The following is a 16,455-nucleotide window of genomic DNA, read 5'->3' on the forward strand; positions in this document are numbered from 1 at the left end:
TCGCGGGCGCGAAAACCTGTTCTCGGGCGCTCAACCGCAGGTCGTAAGCTGTTCGACGTGACTGATGACCTGCGCGACCAGGTGCACGCGGCCGCTCGCCGCGCCCGAGTCGCCGCCGACGAACTAGTCCTCGCCACCCGCGAGCGCAAGGACACCGCGCTGCACGCGATGGCCGCCGCTCTCCGCGACCGCGCGCCGGAGATCATCGAGGCCAACCGCGAGGACCTCGAAGCGGGCAGGGCAGCGGGCCTCCCGGAGGGCATCCTCGACCGCCTCGCGCTCACCGAGGCGCGCGTCGAAGGCGTGGCCAAGGGCCTCGAGACCGTCGCGGGCCAGAACGACCCGGTCGGCGAGGTGCTGCGCGGCGGCCTCCTCCCGAACGGCCTGGAGATCAAGCAGGTCCGCGTACCGATGGGCGTCGTCGGCATGGTCTACGAAGCCCGCCCGAACGTCACGGTCGACGCCGCCGGGCTCGCGCTGAAGTCGGGCAACGCCGCGCTGCTGCGGGGTTCCTCGACCGCCGAGCACTCCAACACCACGCTCGTCGCCGTCCTGCGCGACGCGCTCGAAAGCGTGAACCTCCCGGCCGACTGCGTGCAGTTGCTGCCCTGCCACGACCGCGCGTCCGTCACGCACCTCATCACCGCGCGCGGCCTCGTCGACCTGGTGATCCCGCGCGGCGGCGCCGGTCTGATCAACGCCGTCGTCGAGCAGGCCACGGTTCCCACGATCGAGACCGGCGTCGGCAACTGCCACGTCTACGTCGACGCGCACGCCGACCTCGACATGGCCGAGGCGATCGTCCTCAACGCCAAGACGCGGCGCACGAGCGTGTGCAACGCGGCGGAGTCTCTGCTGGTGCACAAGGACGTCGCCGACGAGTTCGTCCCGCGCGTCACCAAGGCGTTGCAGCAGGAGAACGTGACCGTCCACGGCGACGAGCAGTTCGCCCGGCAGGTGGACGTCGTCGCGGCGACGGACGACGACTGGGGCACCGAGTACCTCAGCCTCGACATCGCCGCCAAGGTCGTCGACTCGCTGGACGAGGCCGTGAAGCACATCGCGACCTACGGCTCCGGCCACAGCGAGGCCATCGTGACGAACGACGTCACGGCGGCACGCAAGTTCACGGCCCGTGTGGACGCGGCGGCGGTGTTCGTCAACGCCTCCACCGCCTACACCGACGGCGCGGAGTTCGGCATGGGCGCGGAGATCGGCATCTCCACGCAGAAGCTGCACGCCCGCGGCCCGATGGGCCTGTCCGAGCTGACGTCCTCGAAATGGGTCGTCTGGGGCGAAGGACACACACGGCCCAAGGCGTAGCTCTACGTTCGGAGACATGTCTCCCACGTACCCGTTCTCCGAGACTGACGGCCTGACCCTCGACCCGACCTACGAACGACTGCGGCGCGACGAACCCGTCTCGCGCGTGACGTACCCGTACGGCGGCGAGGGCTGGCTCGTCACGACCTACGACGAGACGAAGTTCGTCCTCGGCGACCCGCGGTTCAGCCGCGCCAGGACCGTCGGGCAGGACGTGCCGAGGATGCAGCCGCTCATCGCACCGGGCGGCTCCATCCTCACCCACGACGGCGCGGACCACTCGCGCATGCGCCGGCTGGTGTCCAAGGCGTTCACGGTCCGCCGCGTCGAGGAGCTGCGGCCGCGCGCCCAGCAGATCACCGACGAGCTGCTCGACCACCTCGGCAACCCCGGCGACCTCGTCGAGGGCTTCAGCATGCCGTTCCCGGTCACGGTCATCTGCGAGCTGCTCGGGGTGCCGTTCGAGGACCGCGACGACTTCCGCAGGTGGTCGAACCAGGTGCTTGCGACGGTCGGCGGATACACGCCCGAAGAAGCGATGCACGGCATGATGAACCTGCACGCCTACTTCACCGACCTCGTCGCGAAGCGCCGTGCGAACCCCACGGACGACCTGATGGGCGCGCTCGTCGCCGCGCGGGACAACGACGACCGCCTCAGCGAGGAAGAGCTCGTCCGGTTCGGGATCACGTTGCTGGTCGCGGGCCACGAGACCACGGCGAACATGATCGCCAACAGCGTCGTGGCGCTGCTCGACCACCCGGACGAGCTGACGAGCCTCCGCGAGAACCCGGAGAAGCTGCCGAACGCCGTCGAGGAACTGCTGCGGTACATCCCGCTGGGCAGCGGCGCCGGCTTCACGCGCATCGCGACCGCGGACGTCCAGGTCGGCAACGCGCTGGTCAAGGAAGGTGACGCCGTGCTGGTCGTGGTGTCGTCGGCCAACCGCGACGCGGCCGCGTACGCGCACGCCGACGAGCTGGACCTGGACCGCGAGGTCGGCCAGCACCTGCAGTTCGGCCACGGCATCCACTTCTGCCTCGGCTCGCAGCTCGCCAGGATGGAACTGCAGGTCGCGCTCGGCACCCTGGTGCGCCGCATGCCCGGCCTGCGCCTCGCCGAACCCGTCGAGTTCCGCAGGGGATCGCTGGTCAGGGGACCGGTGAAGCTCGTGGTGGCCCATTAGGAAAAATCATGGCCCGACCGCGTAATGAGCGCCGGGGCAGCGCGTTCCTCCAGTGCGCGGCTCTGCTTCGGGGTGGGCCGCGCACCGAACGGCCCGACCTCCCCCTGGGCCGTGCGGTGTGATCAGCACGACCGGCGCGAGGCCTCGGGAGCGGCCCCGCGCCGGTCTACGCTGTTTCGATGCGCATCGGCGTCATGGGCGGCACGTTCGACCCCGTCCACCACGGCCACCTCGTGGCCGCCAGCGAGGTGCAGGACAGGTTCGACCTGGACCGCGTGATCTTCGTGCCGACGGGTCAGCCCTGGCAGAAGTCGTCGCGGGAGGTCTCGCCGGCCGAGGACCGCTACCTGATGACGGTCATCGCCACCGCGTCCAACCCCCGGTTCTCGGTCAGCCGCGTCGACATCGACCGCGACGGCCCCACGTACACCGTGGACACCCTCACGGACCTGAAGAAGCAGTACCCGGACGCCGAGCTGTTCTTCATCACCGGCGCCGACGCGCTGGAGCAGATCCTGTCGTGGAAGCGCGCCGCGGACGCGTTCGAGCTGGCCCACTTCATCGGGGTCACCCGTCCGGGCTACACGCTGAACGACCGCCACCTGCCGCCGGGAGCGGTCTCGCTCGTCGAGGTCCCGGCCATGGCGATCTCCTCCACGGGGTGCCGCGCGCGCACCGCCTCGGGCCAGCCCGTGTGGTACCTGGTTCCGGACGGTGTCGTCCAGTACATCGCCAAGACGGGTCTGTACTCCGAGTCGTAACCACGTTCGAGTGGATTTTGCGTGCATCCGAGCGCGCGGGAGGCAACAATCAGCGGGTTGTTGCTGGTTCGTGGAAGGCAAGACTTTGGCTACAGGCACCGTGAAGTGGTTCAACGCTGAAAAGGGCTTCGGCTTCATCGCGCCCGACGACGGCTCGGCCGACGTCTTCGTGCACTACTCGGAGATCCAGTCCAAGGGTTTCCGGTCGCTCGAGGAGAACCAGAAGGTCGAGTTCGAGGTCGGACAGGGCCAGAAGGGGCCGCAGGCCCAGCAGGTCCGCCCGCTCTAGGCTCCGCGCAGGTGAAGGCCACCTCAGGGCGCTGAGGTGGCCTTCGTCATGCCTGGGTGCGCGGTACCCGTTTGGCGCTCGCCGGTACCCTCGGTAACTCGTGTGGGCGTATCGACGCGCACCGGAAGTCAGAGGAGTGACGTGGCAGCCACCGACGAGGCACGACGGCTGGCGCTGGTCGCGGCGAACGCAGCGGCCGACAAGAAGGCGCACGACGTGACGGTGCTCGACGTCTCCGACCAGCTCGTGATCACGGACGTGTTCGTGATCGCGTCCGCTCCCAACGAGCGGCAGGTCGGCGCGATCGTCGACAACATCGAGGAGAAGCTGCGGGAGGCCGGCACGAAGCCGGTGCGCCGCGAAGGGGCCCGCGAGGGCCGGTGGGTGCTGCTGGACTTCGTGGACGTCGTCGTGCACGTGCAGCACACCGAGGAGCGCAGCTTCTACGGCCTGGAGCGGCTGTGGAAGGACTGCCCGCGCATCGAGTTCGAAGCGGACGTCCCCGCCGACTCCACGGCTGAATGAGGTAGCTGATGGCCCTGAGCCGGCTCGTGCTGTGGCGGCACGGTGAGACCGACTACAACGCGACAGGTCGTCTGCAGGGTCATCTCGACTCGGCGCTCACCGAGACCGGCCTGAACCAGGCCCGCTTCGCCGTGCCGGTGCTCGCCGGGTTCGAACCGGAGGTCGTCGTGGCCTCCGACCTGCAACGCGCGCGGGAGACCGCGAAGGTGTTCACCACGTCCGCGGACGTGCCGTTGCGGATCGACGCACGGCTGCGCGAGACCCACCTGGGCAAGTGGCAGGGCCTGAACCTGGGCGAGGTCGAGCAGGAGTGGCCGGGAGCGGTCACGGTGTGGCGCACCGACCCGACCTACACGCCGCCGGACGGCGAGTCGCGGGTCGACGTGGCCGAGCGGGCCATCCAGGTCGTGCACGAGGTCGACGCGGAGTTCTCCGCGACCGTGCTGCTGTGCGCGCACGGCGGCCTGATCAGCGCTTTGACGGGCCGGCTGCTCGGCCTGCCGGTGGAGAACTGGTCGCAGCTCGGCGGCATCTCCAACTGCCACTGGACCGTGTTCACCCGCCGTGACGACCAGTGGCGGCTGACGTCGTACAACGCGGGCACCACGCGTTGAGACTGCTGGTCCTCGGCGACTCGCTGTCGTTCTTCGGGCCGTCGGGACCGCTGCCCGCCGATCACCCGCGGCTGTGGCACAACATCTGCGCCGCCGAGCTGGGCGGCGCGGCGGAGCTGGCGGCCGGGTTCGGGTGGACGGCCCGCGACGCGTGGTGGGCGCTGACCGGTGACCCGCGCATCTGGTCGTTGCTGCCCAAGACGGACGTGCTGGTGTTCGCGGTGGGCAGCATGGACACGCTGCCGTCGCCGTTGCCCACGTACCTGCGCGAAGGACTGCGTTACGTGCGGCCGGACTGGTTGCGGCGTTGGGTTCGTGCGCGCTATCAGGACGTGCAGCCGCGGTTGGCGCCCTATACGCGTGCGTCGTTGCCACCGGCGCTGACCGCGCGGTACCTGCGGGACATGCTGCAGTCGGTGCGCAATCTCCAGTACACGATGCCCGCGGTCGGGATCGTGCCGTCGGTGCATCGGGCGCCGACTTACGCGTACGCGCACCAGGGGCACCCGGCTGCCGCGGCGGCTGTGCGCGGGTGGGCCGGACGTGCGGGGGTGCCGTTGCTGGACCTGCCGGCCGTGATCGGCGACCACGTGCGGTCCGGTGCCGGGAACCCCGACGGGATGCACTGGGGCTGGGAGGGCCACGAGCTCGTGGGCGGGGCGATGGCCGCTCTCATCTCGTCCGTGGCGATGAGCACGCCGGGGGAGTGAGCCCCGTAGGCTCGTCGCTCGTGCGCATCTCCATCGTCACCGACTCCACGGCATACCTGCCCGAGGGGTTCGCGAAGCGCCATTCGATCACCGTGGTGCCGTTGCACGTGGCGGTGGACGGTGCCGGACGTCTCGACGGTGTCGACTTCGGACCGTCCGAGCTGGCAGGCGCCCTCGCCGAGCACCGCCGGGTGACCACGTCGCGTCCCACCCCCGGCGAGATGGCCGACGTGTACCGCGAGGTGCTGTCGTCGTCCGACGCGGTCGTGTCCGTGCATCTGTCCCGTGAACTGTCCGGGACGTGGGAGGCCGCACGGCTGGCAGCCGAGGAAGTCGGTTCCTCCCACATCCGCGTGGTCGACTCGCGGTCGACGGGCATGGGTCTCGGGTTCTCGGTCTTGCGCGCGTGCGCGGCCGCCGCGGCCGGACGTTCGCACGCCGAGGTGGAGGAGGCCGCTGCTTCCGCGGCCCGGCAGACCCGGATGTTCTTCTGCCTGGAGACGCTGGACCACCTGCGTCGCGGCGGGCGGATCGGCACGGCGGCGGCGCTGGTGGGGACCGCGTTGGCCGTGAAGCCGTTGCTGCACATGGAAGACGGCCGGATCGTGCCGCTGGAGAAGGTGCGCACGATGAGCCGTGCCGTCGGCCGGTTGGTCGACCTCGCGGCGGCCGCGGCGGGCGACGGACCCGTGGGCCTGGCCGTGCACCACCTGGCCGCTCCCGAACGCGCCGCCGAGCTGGCGACTCGCCTGGACGAACGCCTGCCCGGCTCGACGGGCTGCGTGATCTCGGAGGTCGGCGCGGTCATCGGCGCGCACACCGGTCCGGGAGTGCTGGGCGTCGTGGTGCTGCCGGGAGGACCCGACAGCATCCCATAGACCCCCGACAACTTCCCGTCCCCGAGTGGCGAGTGATCGCGACCTGTCCACAACCCGCGAGTAATCCACAGCCCCGGAGCTCACCCCACCTCCCCACCCGCCCCGCTCCGTAGCGTCGCTCGCATGCTCCCCCGCCCCCATCCGGACGACCGCCCGAGCGAACGCCTGGCCGCGCTGGCCGAGAAGGTGCGCGCCGACCCGACCCTGGTCTTCGCGCGATCCGAGGACTCGGACGAACACGGTCCGCCCCGCCGTCGCTTCACCCTTCCCCGCCTCCCGCGCCGAGGTCTGCTGGCCGTCGGCATCGCCGTGGCCTGCACCGTGATCGGCCTGGGCAGCTGGTGGCAGAGCCCCGCCGCCGAGCAGGCCCCGGCCCTCGCGCTCGTGAGCACCACGGCCCCCGCGCCGGAACTGGTCGTGAACGTCGTCGGCGAGGTCGTCACCCCCGGCCTCGTGACGGTGACCTCCGGCGCGCGGGTCGCCGACGCCCTCCGCCTGGCCGGCGGGCTGAAGCCGGGCACGAACCTCCACGACCTGAACCTCGCCCGCAAGGTGACCGACGGCGAGCAGATCGCCGTGGGCATCCCTCCGCCGGCAGCGGCCAACGCCCCCAACGCCGCGCCTCTCAAGCTGAACCTGAACGCGGCCACCGCCGCCGAGCTGGACTCGTTGCCCGGCGTGGGTCCGGTCACGGCTCAGCGCATCGTCGACCACCGCACCCGCAAGGGCCCCTTCGCCTCGGTGGACGAGCTCCGCGACGTGGAAGGCATCGGCGACTCGAAGCTCGCCAAGCTGGCCGACCTCGTCCACACCTGACTTTCCACCGCCTCTGCCCGTCCAAGGGAGACACCAGTGCCTCGCACTCACCTGACGACCCACGACTTCCGCCTGGCACCGGCCGCCGCAGCGGTGTGGGCGACCGCGGTAGCCGGTCTGTTCCTGAACTGGCAGATGTCAGTCCTGACAGGACTGTCCGCCGGCGCCATCGGTTTCTTGGCCTGGCGGCGAGCGTGGTGGACCAGGACGTGCGCCATCGCGCTGCTGATCTCCGGTCCGGTGGCGGCGGCCTGGGTGGGCGGCAACGTCCTGAGGGCCGAGACCCACCCGCTCCGCGTGGCCGCGAACGAAGGCCGGAGCACGACCCTGACCGTGGAGGTCGACACCAGGCCGCGGGGGATCCGGGCGGAAGGCTTCGGCGGCCAGCAGGGCGGTGTCGACCACGTGATCCTGACCGCCAGCGCGGACGGCGCCCACCTGGTGCTGCTGGCGCCCGCCGACAGGTGGCGCGATCTGTTGCCAGGTCAGCGAGTGACGGTGAAGGGCACGCTCGCCCCGCCCAGGGGCGGTGACCTGGCGTCGGCGCTGCTGCGAGTCCGCGGTCCGCCGCTCGACCCGCGACCGGCACCGGTCTGGCAGACCTGGGCGGGCGAACTGCGGGCAGGCCTGCGGCACGCCAGTGCGGTCCTGGACGACGAGGAAGCCGGACTGCTCCCGGCACTGGTCGTGGGCGACACCGAACGCATGGTGCCGCGCATAGTCGACGAGTTCCGCACGGCCGGTCTTTCGCACCTGCTCGCGGTGAGCGGCGCGAACCTGGCCATCGTGTGCGGGGCGGTCTACCTGCTCCTGCGCCGGCTCGGTCCGCGCCAGGCAGCCGGTGCCGCGATGGTGGCGCTGGTCGGGTTCGTGGTCCTGGCCGGTCCGGAGCCCAGCGTGCTCAGGGCCGCGGTCATGGGCGCGGTCGCGTTGCTGGCGTTGGTGCTGGGCCGGGAGCGGTCCGCGGTACCGAGCCTCGCGACGGCGGTGTTCGTCCTGGTGCTCGTCGACCCGGCGCTGGGCGGCGATCCCGGGTTCGCGTTGTCGGTGATCGCCACGGCGGCACTGGTGCTGGTCGCTCCCCGGTGGGCGCGAGCGCTGAAGGACCGCGGCGTGCCGGGAGGGCTGGCCGAGGCGATCGTCATCCCGACGGCGGCGAGCCTCGCCACCGCTCCGGTGGTGGCCGGGCTGAGCGGCCAGGTGAGCCTGGTGTCGGTGGTCGCCAACCTCGTCGCCGGACCGGTGGTCGCGCCGGCGACGGTGCTGGGCGTGGTGGCGGCGGTCGTCGCGCCGCTCTGGCCGGAGGCGGCCGAGCTGGTCGTCCACGTCGCCGGGCCCGCGGTGACCTGGCTGATCCAGGTCGGGCGGCAGGCGGCGACCGTGCCCGGTGCGGCGGTCGGCTGGCCGAGGGGCTGGACCGGCGCGGTCGCGTTGACGGCGGTCGTGGCGGTGACGGTGTTGTTGCTGCGGTTCAAGAAGACGCGGACGTTGGTCGTCGCGGTGCTCGTCGGCGGGTTCGTGGTGCTGGTGCCGCTGAAGGTGGTGGCACCGGACTGGCCACCGGAGGGCTGGAAGGCCATCAGCTGCGACGTCGGGCAGGGCGACGCGGTCGTCCTCGCCACGGACGACGCCGACAGAGCGGTCCTCGTCGACACCGGGCCTGATCCCGGCGCGGTCGACCGGTGCCTGAAGACGTTGGGGATCAAGAGGATTCCGCTGCTCGTGCTCACGCACCTGCACGCGGACCACGTCGGCGGTCTCGACGCGGTGCTCACCGGGCGTGCGGTGGGTGCGGTGGCGGTCGGGCCGCTCAAGGAGCCCGAGTGGGCGTGGAGGGAGGTCAGTGCGCGGGCCCGTGCTCACGGAGTGCGGGTCGTGGAACCGAAGGCGGGGGAGCGGTTCGCCCTGCCGGGACTGGAGCTGGAGGTGCTGGGACCGCGGCGGCCGCCGGTCGCCGAGGACGCGAACACGACGGTGAACGACTACTCGCTCGTGCTCAAGGCTTACACGAGGGCCGGGCGGGTGCTGCTCACCGGTGACGTCGAGCTGGCAGGTCAGGCGGCGTTGCTGGGGGAGCGGGACCTCGCCGCCGAGGTGCTCAAGGTGCCGCACCACGGCTCGCGGTACTCGCTGCCCGCGTTCCTGAGGGCCGTGAGGCCGCGGGTCGCGCTGGTGAGCGTCGGCGAGGGCAACAGGTACGGGCACCCGAGTCCGCACGTGGTCGACGAGCTGCGGACGGGAGGTGCGCTGGTGTTGCGCACGGACAAGGACGGAGACCTGGCGGTGTTGCCGGGCAATCGAGTCGTACGGAGGAGAAGAGATGGTCTGGGTCAGGTTGCACAACGCGCGCTACCCGATCTCCGGCGGCACGCCGGGGTTCCCCTGGGCGCTGTGGCAGATGAACTACTCGGCCACGCCGTGGCCGCACGACGAGCTCAAGCCCGATTTCGGTTACTACATCTGCGAAACGCTCGACGACGGCACACGCGCCATCACGCACAAGGCGGTCACCACGCACGTGCTGCCGCCCACGAAGGCGACGACGCCGGAGGAGGCGTACGACCTCGTGTCCGAGTACGTGTTCGACGACGAGCTGAGGATCGCGCCGCACGTCTGGCACGACTACCACTACAACGCGCTGAAGGCGGAAGCCCCGTGGCCGCAACGGATCGCGGCATGGCGCGCGGAGGTGCGGCCGGTCGGGCCGCACGTGATGGAGGACCTGAAACGGTTCCCGCGCACCGGGTGGGTCCAGACGGACGCGATCTCCTTCTGAGAACAGGAGATCGCGTCCGGGAGGAGGTGACTACCGCAGCGCGTCGATGACGGCCTCGGCCGACGGCGGGACCGTCGCGCGCGGGCCGATCGTGTCGCCGAGCGCGTCGAGGGTCTTGAGGCCGTCACCGGTGATCAGCAGCACGGTCTCCGCGTCCGGGTCGAGCTGACCCGACTCGATGAGCTTCTTCGCCGTCGCCACGGTCACGCCGCCGGCGGTCTCGGCGAAGATGCCCTCGGTGCGGGCGAGGAGCTTGATGCCCTCGACGACCTCTTCGTCGGTCACGTCCTCGATGGCGCCGTTGGTGCGGCGGACCGCGTCGAGCACGTACGGGCCGTCGGCCGGGGCGCCGATCGCCAGCGAGCGGGCGATGGTGTCCGGGCGGACCGGGCGGATGACGTCGTGGCCCGCCTTGAAGGCGGCGGAGATCGGGGAGCAGCCGGTGGCCTGCGCGCCGAACACCCTGTACGGCGTGGCCTCGACCAGGTCGAGCTGGCCGAGCTCGCGGAACGCCTTGTCGACCTTGGTGAGCTGCGAGCCGGACGCGATGGGCACCACGATCTGGTCGGGCAGGCGCCAGCCGAGCTGCTCGGCGACCTCGTAGCCGAGCGTCTTCGAGCCCTCCGCGTAGTACGGGCGGACGTTGACGTTCACGAACGCCCAGTCCTCGTTCTCCGCGGCGAGCTCCTGGGCGAGGCGGTTCACGTCGTCGTAGTTGCCGTCGACGGCGATCAGGTCGCCTTCGTACACCGCGCTCATGAGGATCTTGGCGCGTTCGAGGTTGGAGGGAACCAGCACGACCGACTTCCAGCCCGCACGGGCGGCGGCCGCCGCGACGGCGTTCGCCAGGTTGCCGGTGGACGGGCAGGCCAGCACCTTGAAGCCGAGCTCGCGGGCGGCGGCGAGGGCGACGCCGACGACGCGGTCCTTGAACGAGTGGGTGGGGTTGCCGGTGTCGTCCTTCACCCAGATCTTGCGGACTCCCAGTGCCTTGGCGAGGTTGTGCGCCTCGACCAGGCGGGTGCCGCCGGGATCGGTGTTGGGGTGCTGTTCCACAGTGGACGGAACGGGGAGCAGGCCGCGGTAGCGCCAGATGGACCGGGGGCCGGCTTCGATGTCCTCGCGCCGGACCTTCCCGAAGTCGTAGGCCACTTCCAGCGGCCCGAAACACTCCAGACAGGCGTACTCGGGAGCGAGAGGAGTTTCATTCCCGCACTCACGGCACAGCAGTGCGCGGGCGGGGCCGAGGTCGAACTTGGTGCTCGTGGGCACAGAGACAGCAGTCATCGCGAGGTATCTCCTCATCTTTCCCGCGAAAGCGAACGGGTCGGAATTGGCACCGTGATCGTCTGCGCGCAGTGGTGCACTGCTGCGCTGACGCCGGTTGCCGGGGCTTCTACGGGCCGGTCCCTCTGCCCCTCTGGATGAGCGGTGTTCAGTTGTGCCCACCAAGCTACGGCACCGGTCCGTTGCTCAGCCACAAACGTCCACGATCCGGGACGTGGGAGGATGCCCGTCGTGAGCGCACCGGAGTCACTGCACCTCGTCGTCGGCGAGGAGGAGTTGCTGGTCGAACGTGCTGTTCGGGCGGCTCTCGAGGCCGCACGCGAGGTCGACCCGAACGCGGACCTGACCCGTGTCCCGGTGACTGATCTCACGCCTCCCGAACTGGCCGAGCTCGTGAGCCCGTCGCTGTTCGCCGAGGGGCGCGTGATCGTCCTGCAGAACGCGCAGGACATCGGCAAGGAGGTCGCCGACACGGTGCTCTCCTACGCCAAAGCGCCCGCGGACGGAGTCACGCTCGTCGTCGTGCACACGGGCGGCGGGCGCAGCAAGGCGGCCAAGGACCTGCCGGGACAGCTGAAGAAGCTGGGCGCCGGCGTCACCGAGTGCCCGAAGGTCACGAAGTCCGCCGAGCGCGAGGCGTTCGTGCGCAACGAGGTGCGGCGGGCAGGCGGCAAGATCGACCCGGAGGCCGTCGCCACGCTCATCGACGCCGTGGGCACGAACCTGCGCGAGCTGGCCGCGGCGGCCTCGCAGCTGGTGTCGGACACCGACGGCAAGGTCACCGTCGAGGAGATCCGCCGCTACCACCAGGGCAAGGCCGAGGTGACCGGCTTCGCGGTGGCGGAGAAGGCCGTCGTCGGCGACCGGGCGGGCGCCATGGAGGCGTTGCGCTGGGCCATGCAGCTCGGCGTGCCGCACGTGCTCGTCGCGGATGCGCTGGCCGACGCCGTGCGCACGGTCGCGCGCGTGTCCGCGGTCGGCAGGGCCGACCCGTTCAGCCTGGCCGGTCCGCTGGGCATGCCGCCGTGGAAGATCAAGAAGGCGCAGGGCCAGTCGCGCAACTGGGACCAGTCGGGGCTGGCCGAGGCGATGCAGGTGGTCGCGGGCCTCAACGCCGACGTGAAGGGCGTGGCGGCCGACGCCGACTACGCGCTGGAGCGCGCCGTGCTCAAGATCGTCGCGGCGCACGGCCGCCGCTGAAGCCACGGCCTGACGCCGTTGCGCGGCAGTGGGCCGGACGCGGAAGGGGCCCGCTTCCCGGAGGAAGCGGGCCCCTTCGCAGAAGCTCGGAGTGAGCGTGCGGAATCAGCCCTCGAGCTGGTTCGCGCGCAGCGCCATCGCCGACTTCTTGTTGGCGGCCTGGTTGGCGTGGATGACGCCCTTGGTGGCGGCCTTGTCGAGCTTGCGGGACGCGTCCTGCAGCAGCTCCAGGGCCTTCGCCTTGTCACCGGCCTCGGCAGCCTCGCGGAACTTGCGGATGGCCGTCTTGAGGGACGACTTGACCGACTTGTTGCGCAGGCGCGCCTTCTCGTTGGTCTTGATCCGCTTGAGCTGGGACTTGATGTTCGCCATGCGACATCACCCTTCTTGTCGAAACCGGGTTCGTGACGCGCTTCGTCGGCACCGGCCAGTACTGCTTGCCCTGGACCGGCTCTCCTCCACGGCGGAGTGCCGCGCGTTCACGACGACGAAGAATATCAGGCCAGCTCAGCGCATCACGAACCCGGTCTCTCAGCCCTCGTCCGGGTCCGGTTTCCTCGGCGGGCGGCCGCGGCGGGGCATCTTCTTCGCCTCGCCGGGCAGCCGGCCCGCTTCGGCCAGCGCACGCCGCAGCAGGAACTCGATCTGCGCGTTGGTGCTGCGCAGCTCGTCGTTCGCCCACCTGCTCAACGCGTCGTGCACGGCCGGGTCGAGCCTGAGCAGAACGCTCTTGCGATCAGCCATCAGGTGTACAGCGACCCGGCGTTCACCACGGGCTGGGTGGAACGGTCACCGCACAGCACGACCAGCAGGTTCGAGACCATCGCCGCCTTGCGCTCCTCGTCGAGCTCCACGACGTCGTGGTCGGCCAGCCGCTCCAGCGCGAGCTCGACCATGCCGACAGCTCCCTCCACGATCCGCGTGCGGGCCGCGACGACCGCGCCCGCCTGCTGCCGCTGAAGCATGGCGTGTGCGATCTCCGGCGCGTACGCGAGGTGGGTGAGCCGCGACTCGATGACCTTCACGCCGGCGGACTGCACGCGTGCCGAGATCTCGATCGCGAGCGTCTCGGTGATCTCGTCCGCGTTCTCCCGCAACGACAGACCCGCCACGTCGTGGTTGTCGTACGGGTAGCTCGTCGCGATGTGCCGCACCGCGGTCTCCGTCTGGATGCCGACGAACCGCACGAAGTCGTCGACCTCGAACCGTGCGCGCGCCGTGTCCTCCACCTGCCACACGACCACGGCGGCGATTTCGATGGGGTTGCCGTCCGCGTCGTTGACCTTCAGCGTCTGCGTCTCGTGGTTGCGGATCCTGGTCGAGATCTTCTGCCGCGTGGTGAACGGGTTCGTCCAGCGCAGGCCGTCCGTGCGGACCGTGCCGACGTACCGGCCGAGGAACTGCAGCACCCGCGCCTCACCGGGCGCGACGGTGAACAGGCCCCTCATCACCACCGCCGCGGCCAGGAACAGCAGGACGCCGGTGATCAGCGACCCCACCGGTGGCTGTTCGGTCTCCACCGCCGTGCTGATCCCCGTGATGATCGTCCACACGCCCACCGCGAACACCGCCAACCCCACGAAGAACATCGGCAGACCGGTCAGCTCCCGCGCGTGCTTCTCGCGGACGGCGGGTGCCGGCATGTGGACCGCCGTTTCGATGGATGCGCTCATCCAGACCCCCTAGCGAAGTAGTAGCTAAGTGATATCACTTTTTTCGCCGTGATCGCAAGTTACGCTGAGTCGCATGAGGGAGAAGAAGCAGCGTGTGGCCGCGTACGGGGTGTGCCTGAACGACGAGGGCGAGATCCTGCTGGCGCGCTGGCTCGGCCCGAAGGGCAAACGTTGGATCCTCCCCGGCGGCGGTCTCGAGCACGGCGAGCACCCCTACGACGCCGTCGTCCGCGAGTTCGAGGAGGAGACCGGCCACGAGGTCGAGGTGCTGCGGCTGCTCGGCATCGACTCCGAGCTCCGCGAGGAGCCCGACCGCGACTACCACGCACTTCGCGTCATGTACGAGGTGCGGATCGTGGGAGGCGAGCTGCGCTACGAGGTGGGCGGCAGCACCGACTTCGCCCAGTGGTTCCCGCTCGCCGACGTCGCATCGCTCGACCGCGTGCCGTCCGTCGACACCGCCCTGGGCCTGTACCGGAACAACCCGCCGGCGGGGATCTTGCGGTAGCTTGCGACTACCGCCGCCAGCTCGCACCCAACGGAGTTGGCGAATGATCCGATCACTGGCCGCTGTCGCCGCGGCCGCCCTGCTGTCGTCCTTCGTCGTCGTGCCCGCCCACGCGGCTGTCGTCAGCGTCTCGGGCACGGCCTCCCTGCAAGCCGCCCTCGACACCGCCCGGCCCGGTCAGCGCATCGTCCTGGCCGAGGGCGTGCACGCGCCCGAGCGGCCCATCAAGATCACGACGCCGGGCGTCACCGTCGCCGCGCGCACCCCCGGCGCCGCGGTGTTCACCCGCGGCGGCTTCGAGCTCGGAGCCGTGACGGGCGTGACGATCGAGGGGTTCGTCTTCGACGGCACCAGCTCGACGACCGTCCCGCCCGAGGCGCAGGCCACGCGCATCACCCGCAACACCTACAACGGCAACAAGGACGGCGCTTCCCTCACGGTGAGCGCCGACGACGTCCAGGTCGACCACAACACGTTCTCGAACCGCAGCAACGAGGGCGTCTACCTGCAGATCACCGGTCCCGGCAGCGAGATCGCGAAACGGACCTGGGTCCACCACAACCACTTCTACAACCACAGCTTCTCCGGCAACAACGGCGGCGAGTCGATCCGGCTCGGCTACAGCCACAAGCAGTCGAAGTCGGCGTACGCGGTCGTCGAGCACAACCTGTTCGAGAAGGCGAACGGCGACCCGGAGGCCATCTCCGTGAAGTCCTCGGACAACACGGTCCGCTTCAACACGATCCGCGACAGCAAGGGCTACATCGTGCTGCGGCACGGCAACCGCACCACCGTCGAGGGCAACGTGCTGTTCGGCAGCGGCATCCGGTTCCACGGGAACGACCACAGGGTGTTCAACAACTACGTGCAGAACACCGGTGACCGCGCGATCGTCTTCGGCAAGGGCTCGGAGACCGACAGCGGACCGACCTCCACGTCGCACGACCGCCCGGACCGGGTGACGGTCGCGTTCAACACCTTGATCGGCACGGGCGCCGTGGTCGACAGCGACACCGGTACCTACGCGCCCAAGGACTGCGTTCTGGCGAACAACGTCATCCAGGGCTCGTCGTCGAAGCTCGTCGACCTGATGAGCGGGTCCACCGTGAAGTACGAGGGCAACATCGTGTGGGGTGGGACAGCTGGCATCCCGTCGGGCTACCGCGCCGTCGACCCGAAGCTGGTGCGCGACGCGAACGGACTGCTGCGCCTCTCGTCCGGAAGTCCGGCCATCGACTCGTCGGCAGGTACTTACTCGTACGTGACGCGCGACTTCGATCCGCAGGCGCGTTCCGGCAAGCCCGATGTCGGGGCGGACGAGTACAGCTCTTCGGCCGCTCGGAAGCCGCTGACGAAGGCCGATGTCGGGGTCTCCGCACCCTGACGACCGCGTTTGTCCTGGTAGCCGCCCGTGTGGCGGTTACCGGGACCCCCCGATTTGGAGATCGAAACAGGCCCGTGTAATGTTCTCCATGTCAGAGCGAAGCGGGCCGGAAATACCAACCGGGACGGGCCTGGCCAAAAACCGGAAGACAAAGAGCCTCTGAGAGGCCGATTTGACACCGGCGAGCAACACCAAATAAGCTTCAAACACAGCCCCGAGAGAGAAACTCCGGAAACGGAGTGAGGATCCGGTGAGCGCGTGTTCTTTGAGAACTCAACAGCGTGCCGAAACACAGCCAGTAATATAAATACTCCTCGTCAGGAGTATTTCTTTGAGTAGTTTTACCAGATTGCCAGACATATTCCGTCTGGAGCGATCACAACAATCCTTATTGGAGAGTTTGATCCTGGCTCAGGACGAACGCTGGCGGCGTGCTTAACACATGCAAGTCGAGCGGTAAGGCCCTTCGGGGTACACGAGCGGCGAACGGGTGAGTAACACGTGGGTAACCTGCCCTGTACTCTG

17 protein-coding genes, 1 rRNA gene and 1 riboswitch are annotated in these 16,455 nt (G+C 69.8%); of the genes, 14 read left to right on the forward strand and 4 right to left on the reverse strand.

The features are described from left to right. The first annotated feature begins 57 nt into the window (after positions 1–57). The 10 genes from VF330_RS32845 to VF330_RS32890 all read left to right on the forward strand — a co-directional run bounded on the left by VF330_RS32845 (position 58) and on the right by VF330_RS32890 (position 9,928). Complete coding sequence (locus VF330_RS32845) at positions 58–1,323, forward strand: glutamate-5-semialdehyde dehydrogenase (RefSeq protein ID WP_330855599.1); 1,266 nt, start codon at positions 58–60, stop codon at positions 1,321–1,323. Positions 1,324–1,339: 16 nt separating this feature from the next. Next, positions 1,340–2,509 carry a cytochrome P450 gene (locus VF330_RS32850; protein ID WP_330855600.1) on the forward strand — a complete coding sequence of 390 codons (1,170 nt, stop codon included), beginning with the start codon at positions 1,340–1,342 and terminating at the stop codon, positions 2,507–2,509. 179 nt (positions 2,510–2,688) lie between these two features. Then, positions 2,689–3,270: a nicotinate-nucleotide adenylyltransferase gene (nadD, locus tag VF330_RS32855; RefSeq protein ID WP_330855601.1), complete on the forward strand. Its 582-nt coding sequence runs from the start codon at positions 2,689–2,691 to the stop codon at positions 3,268–3,270. An 85-nt stretch (positions 3,271–3,355) separates the two neighbouring features. Continuing rightward, positions 3,356–3,559, forward strand: a complete 204-nt coding sequence (gene cspE, locus VF330_RS32860; RefSeq protein WP_030468099.1) for a transcription antiterminator/RNA stability regulator CspE — start codon at positions 3,356–3,358, stop codon at positions 3,557–3,559. 141 nt (positions 3,560–3,700) lie between these two features. After that, the gene (rsfS, locus tag VF330_RS32865; protein ID WP_045316502.1) at positions 3,701–4,084 is read left to right on the forward strand and encodes a ribosome silencing factor; all 384 of its coding nucleotides are present in this window, start codon (positions 3,701–3,703) and stop codon (positions 4,082–4,084) included. A gap of 8 nt (positions 4,085–4,092) precedes the next feature. After that, positions 4,093–4,698: a histidine phosphatase family protein gene (locus VF330_RS32870; RefSeq protein ID WP_330855602.1), complete on the forward strand. Its 606-nt coding sequence runs from the start codon at positions 4,093–4,095 to the stop codon at positions 4,696–4,698. After that, positions 4,695–5,408, forward strand: coding sequence for a diglucosylglycerate octanoyltransferase (gene octT, locus VF330_RS32875; RefSeq protein ID WP_330855603.1), 714 nt, complete (start codon positions 4,695–4,697; stop codon positions 5,406–5,408). Before VF330_RS32870 ends, octT begins: the two co-directional genes overlap by 4 nt. A gap of 20 nt (positions 5,409–5,428) precedes the next feature. Continuing rightward, positions 5,429–6,286: a DegV family protein gene (locus VF330_RS32880; protein WP_330855604.1), complete on the forward strand. Its 858-nt coding sequence runs from the start codon at positions 5,429–5,431 to the stop codon at positions 6,284–6,286. A gap of 123 nt (positions 6,287–6,409) precedes the next feature. Next, positions 6,410–7,102 carry a ComEA family DNA-binding protein gene (locus VF330_RS32885; RefSeq protein WP_330855605.1) on the forward strand — a complete coding sequence of 231 codons (693 nt, stop codon included), beginning with the start codon at positions 6,410–6,412 and terminating at the stop codon, positions 7,100–7,102. Positions 7,103–7,138: 36 nt separating this feature from the next. Continuing rightward, positions 7,139–9,928 carry a DNA internalization-related competence protein ComEC/Rec2 gene (locus VF330_RS32890; RefSeq protein WP_330855606.1) on the forward strand — a complete coding sequence of 930 codons (2,790 nt, stop codon included), beginning with the start codon at positions 7,139–7,141 and terminating at the stop codon, positions 9,926–9,928. On the opposite strand, the gene thrC is transcribed toward VF330_RS32890, so the two are convergent. Then, positions 9,909–11,165: a threonine synthase gene (gene thrC, locus VF330_RS32895; protein ID WP_330855607.1), complete on the reverse strand. Its 1,257-nt coding sequence runs from the start codon at positions 11,163–11,165 to the stop codon at positions 9,909–9,911. The genes VF330_RS32890 and thrC overlap by 20 nt on opposite strands. Before the next feature lie 11 nt (positions 11,166–11,176). Then, positions 11,177–11,309: riboswitch (SAM riboswitch) on the reverse strand. 87 nt (positions 11,310–11,396) lie between these two features. On the opposite strand from thrC, the gene holA reads away from it, so the two are divergent. Further along, positions 11,397–12,365 (forward strand): DNA polymerase III subunit delta, encoded by a 969-nt coding sequence (gene holA, locus VF330_RS32900; RefSeq protein WP_414675513.1) that lies wholly within the window; start codon positions 11,397–11,399, stop codon positions 12,363–12,365. A gap of 105 nt (positions 12,366–12,470) precedes the next feature. On the opposite strand, the gene rpsT is transcribed toward holA, so the two are convergent. The 3 genes from rpsT to VF330_RS32915 form a co-directional block, all read right to left on the reverse strand. Then, entirely contained in the window at positions 12,471–12,737 is a 267-nt protein-coding gene (gene rpsT, locus VF330_RS32905) for a 30S ribosomal protein S20 (protein ID WP_030468084.1), read from the reverse strand. A 159-nt stretch (positions 12,738–12,896) separates the two neighbouring features. After that, positions 12,897–13,109, reverse strand: coding sequence for a hypothetical protein (locus VF330_RS32910; protein WP_330855609.1), 213 nt, complete (start codon positions 13,107–13,109; stop codon positions 12,897–12,899). Further along, positions 13,109–14,038: an SPFH domain-containing protein gene (locus tag VF330_RS32915; protein ID WP_330855610.1), complete on the reverse strand. Its 930-nt coding sequence runs from the start codon at positions 14,036–14,038 to the stop codon at positions 13,109–13,111. Before VF330_RS32915 ends, VF330_RS32910 begins: the two co-directional genes overlap by 1 nt. Positions 14,039–14,111: 73 nt before the next feature. Here VF330_RS32915 and VF330_RS32920 point away from each other — a divergent pair, with 73 nt between their 5' ends. The 3 genes from VF330_RS32920 to VF330_RS32930 form a co-directional block, all read left to right on the forward strand. Continuing rightward, entirely contained in the window at positions 14,112–14,546 is a 435-nt protein-coding gene (locus VF330_RS32920; protein WP_330855611.1) for an NUDIX hydrolase, read from the forward strand. 43 nt (positions 14,547–14,589) lie between these two features. Continuing rightward, positions 14,590–15,930, forward strand: a complete 1,341-nt coding sequence (locus tag VF330_RS32925; protein ID WP_330855612.1) for a polysaccharide lyase 6 family protein — start codon at positions 14,590–14,592, stop codon at positions 15,928–15,930. A gap of 388 nt (positions 15,931–16,318) precedes the next feature. After that, positions 16,319–16,455, forward strand: a 16S ribosomal RNA gene (locus tag VF330_RS32930); the annotation flags it as partial.

Origin of the sequence: Lentzea sp. (genome assembly GCF_036380075.1) — a bacterium.
In the GTDB taxonomy this organism is placed as follows: Bacteria; Actinomycetota; Actinomycetes; order Mycobacteriales; family Pseudonocardiaceae; genus Lentzea.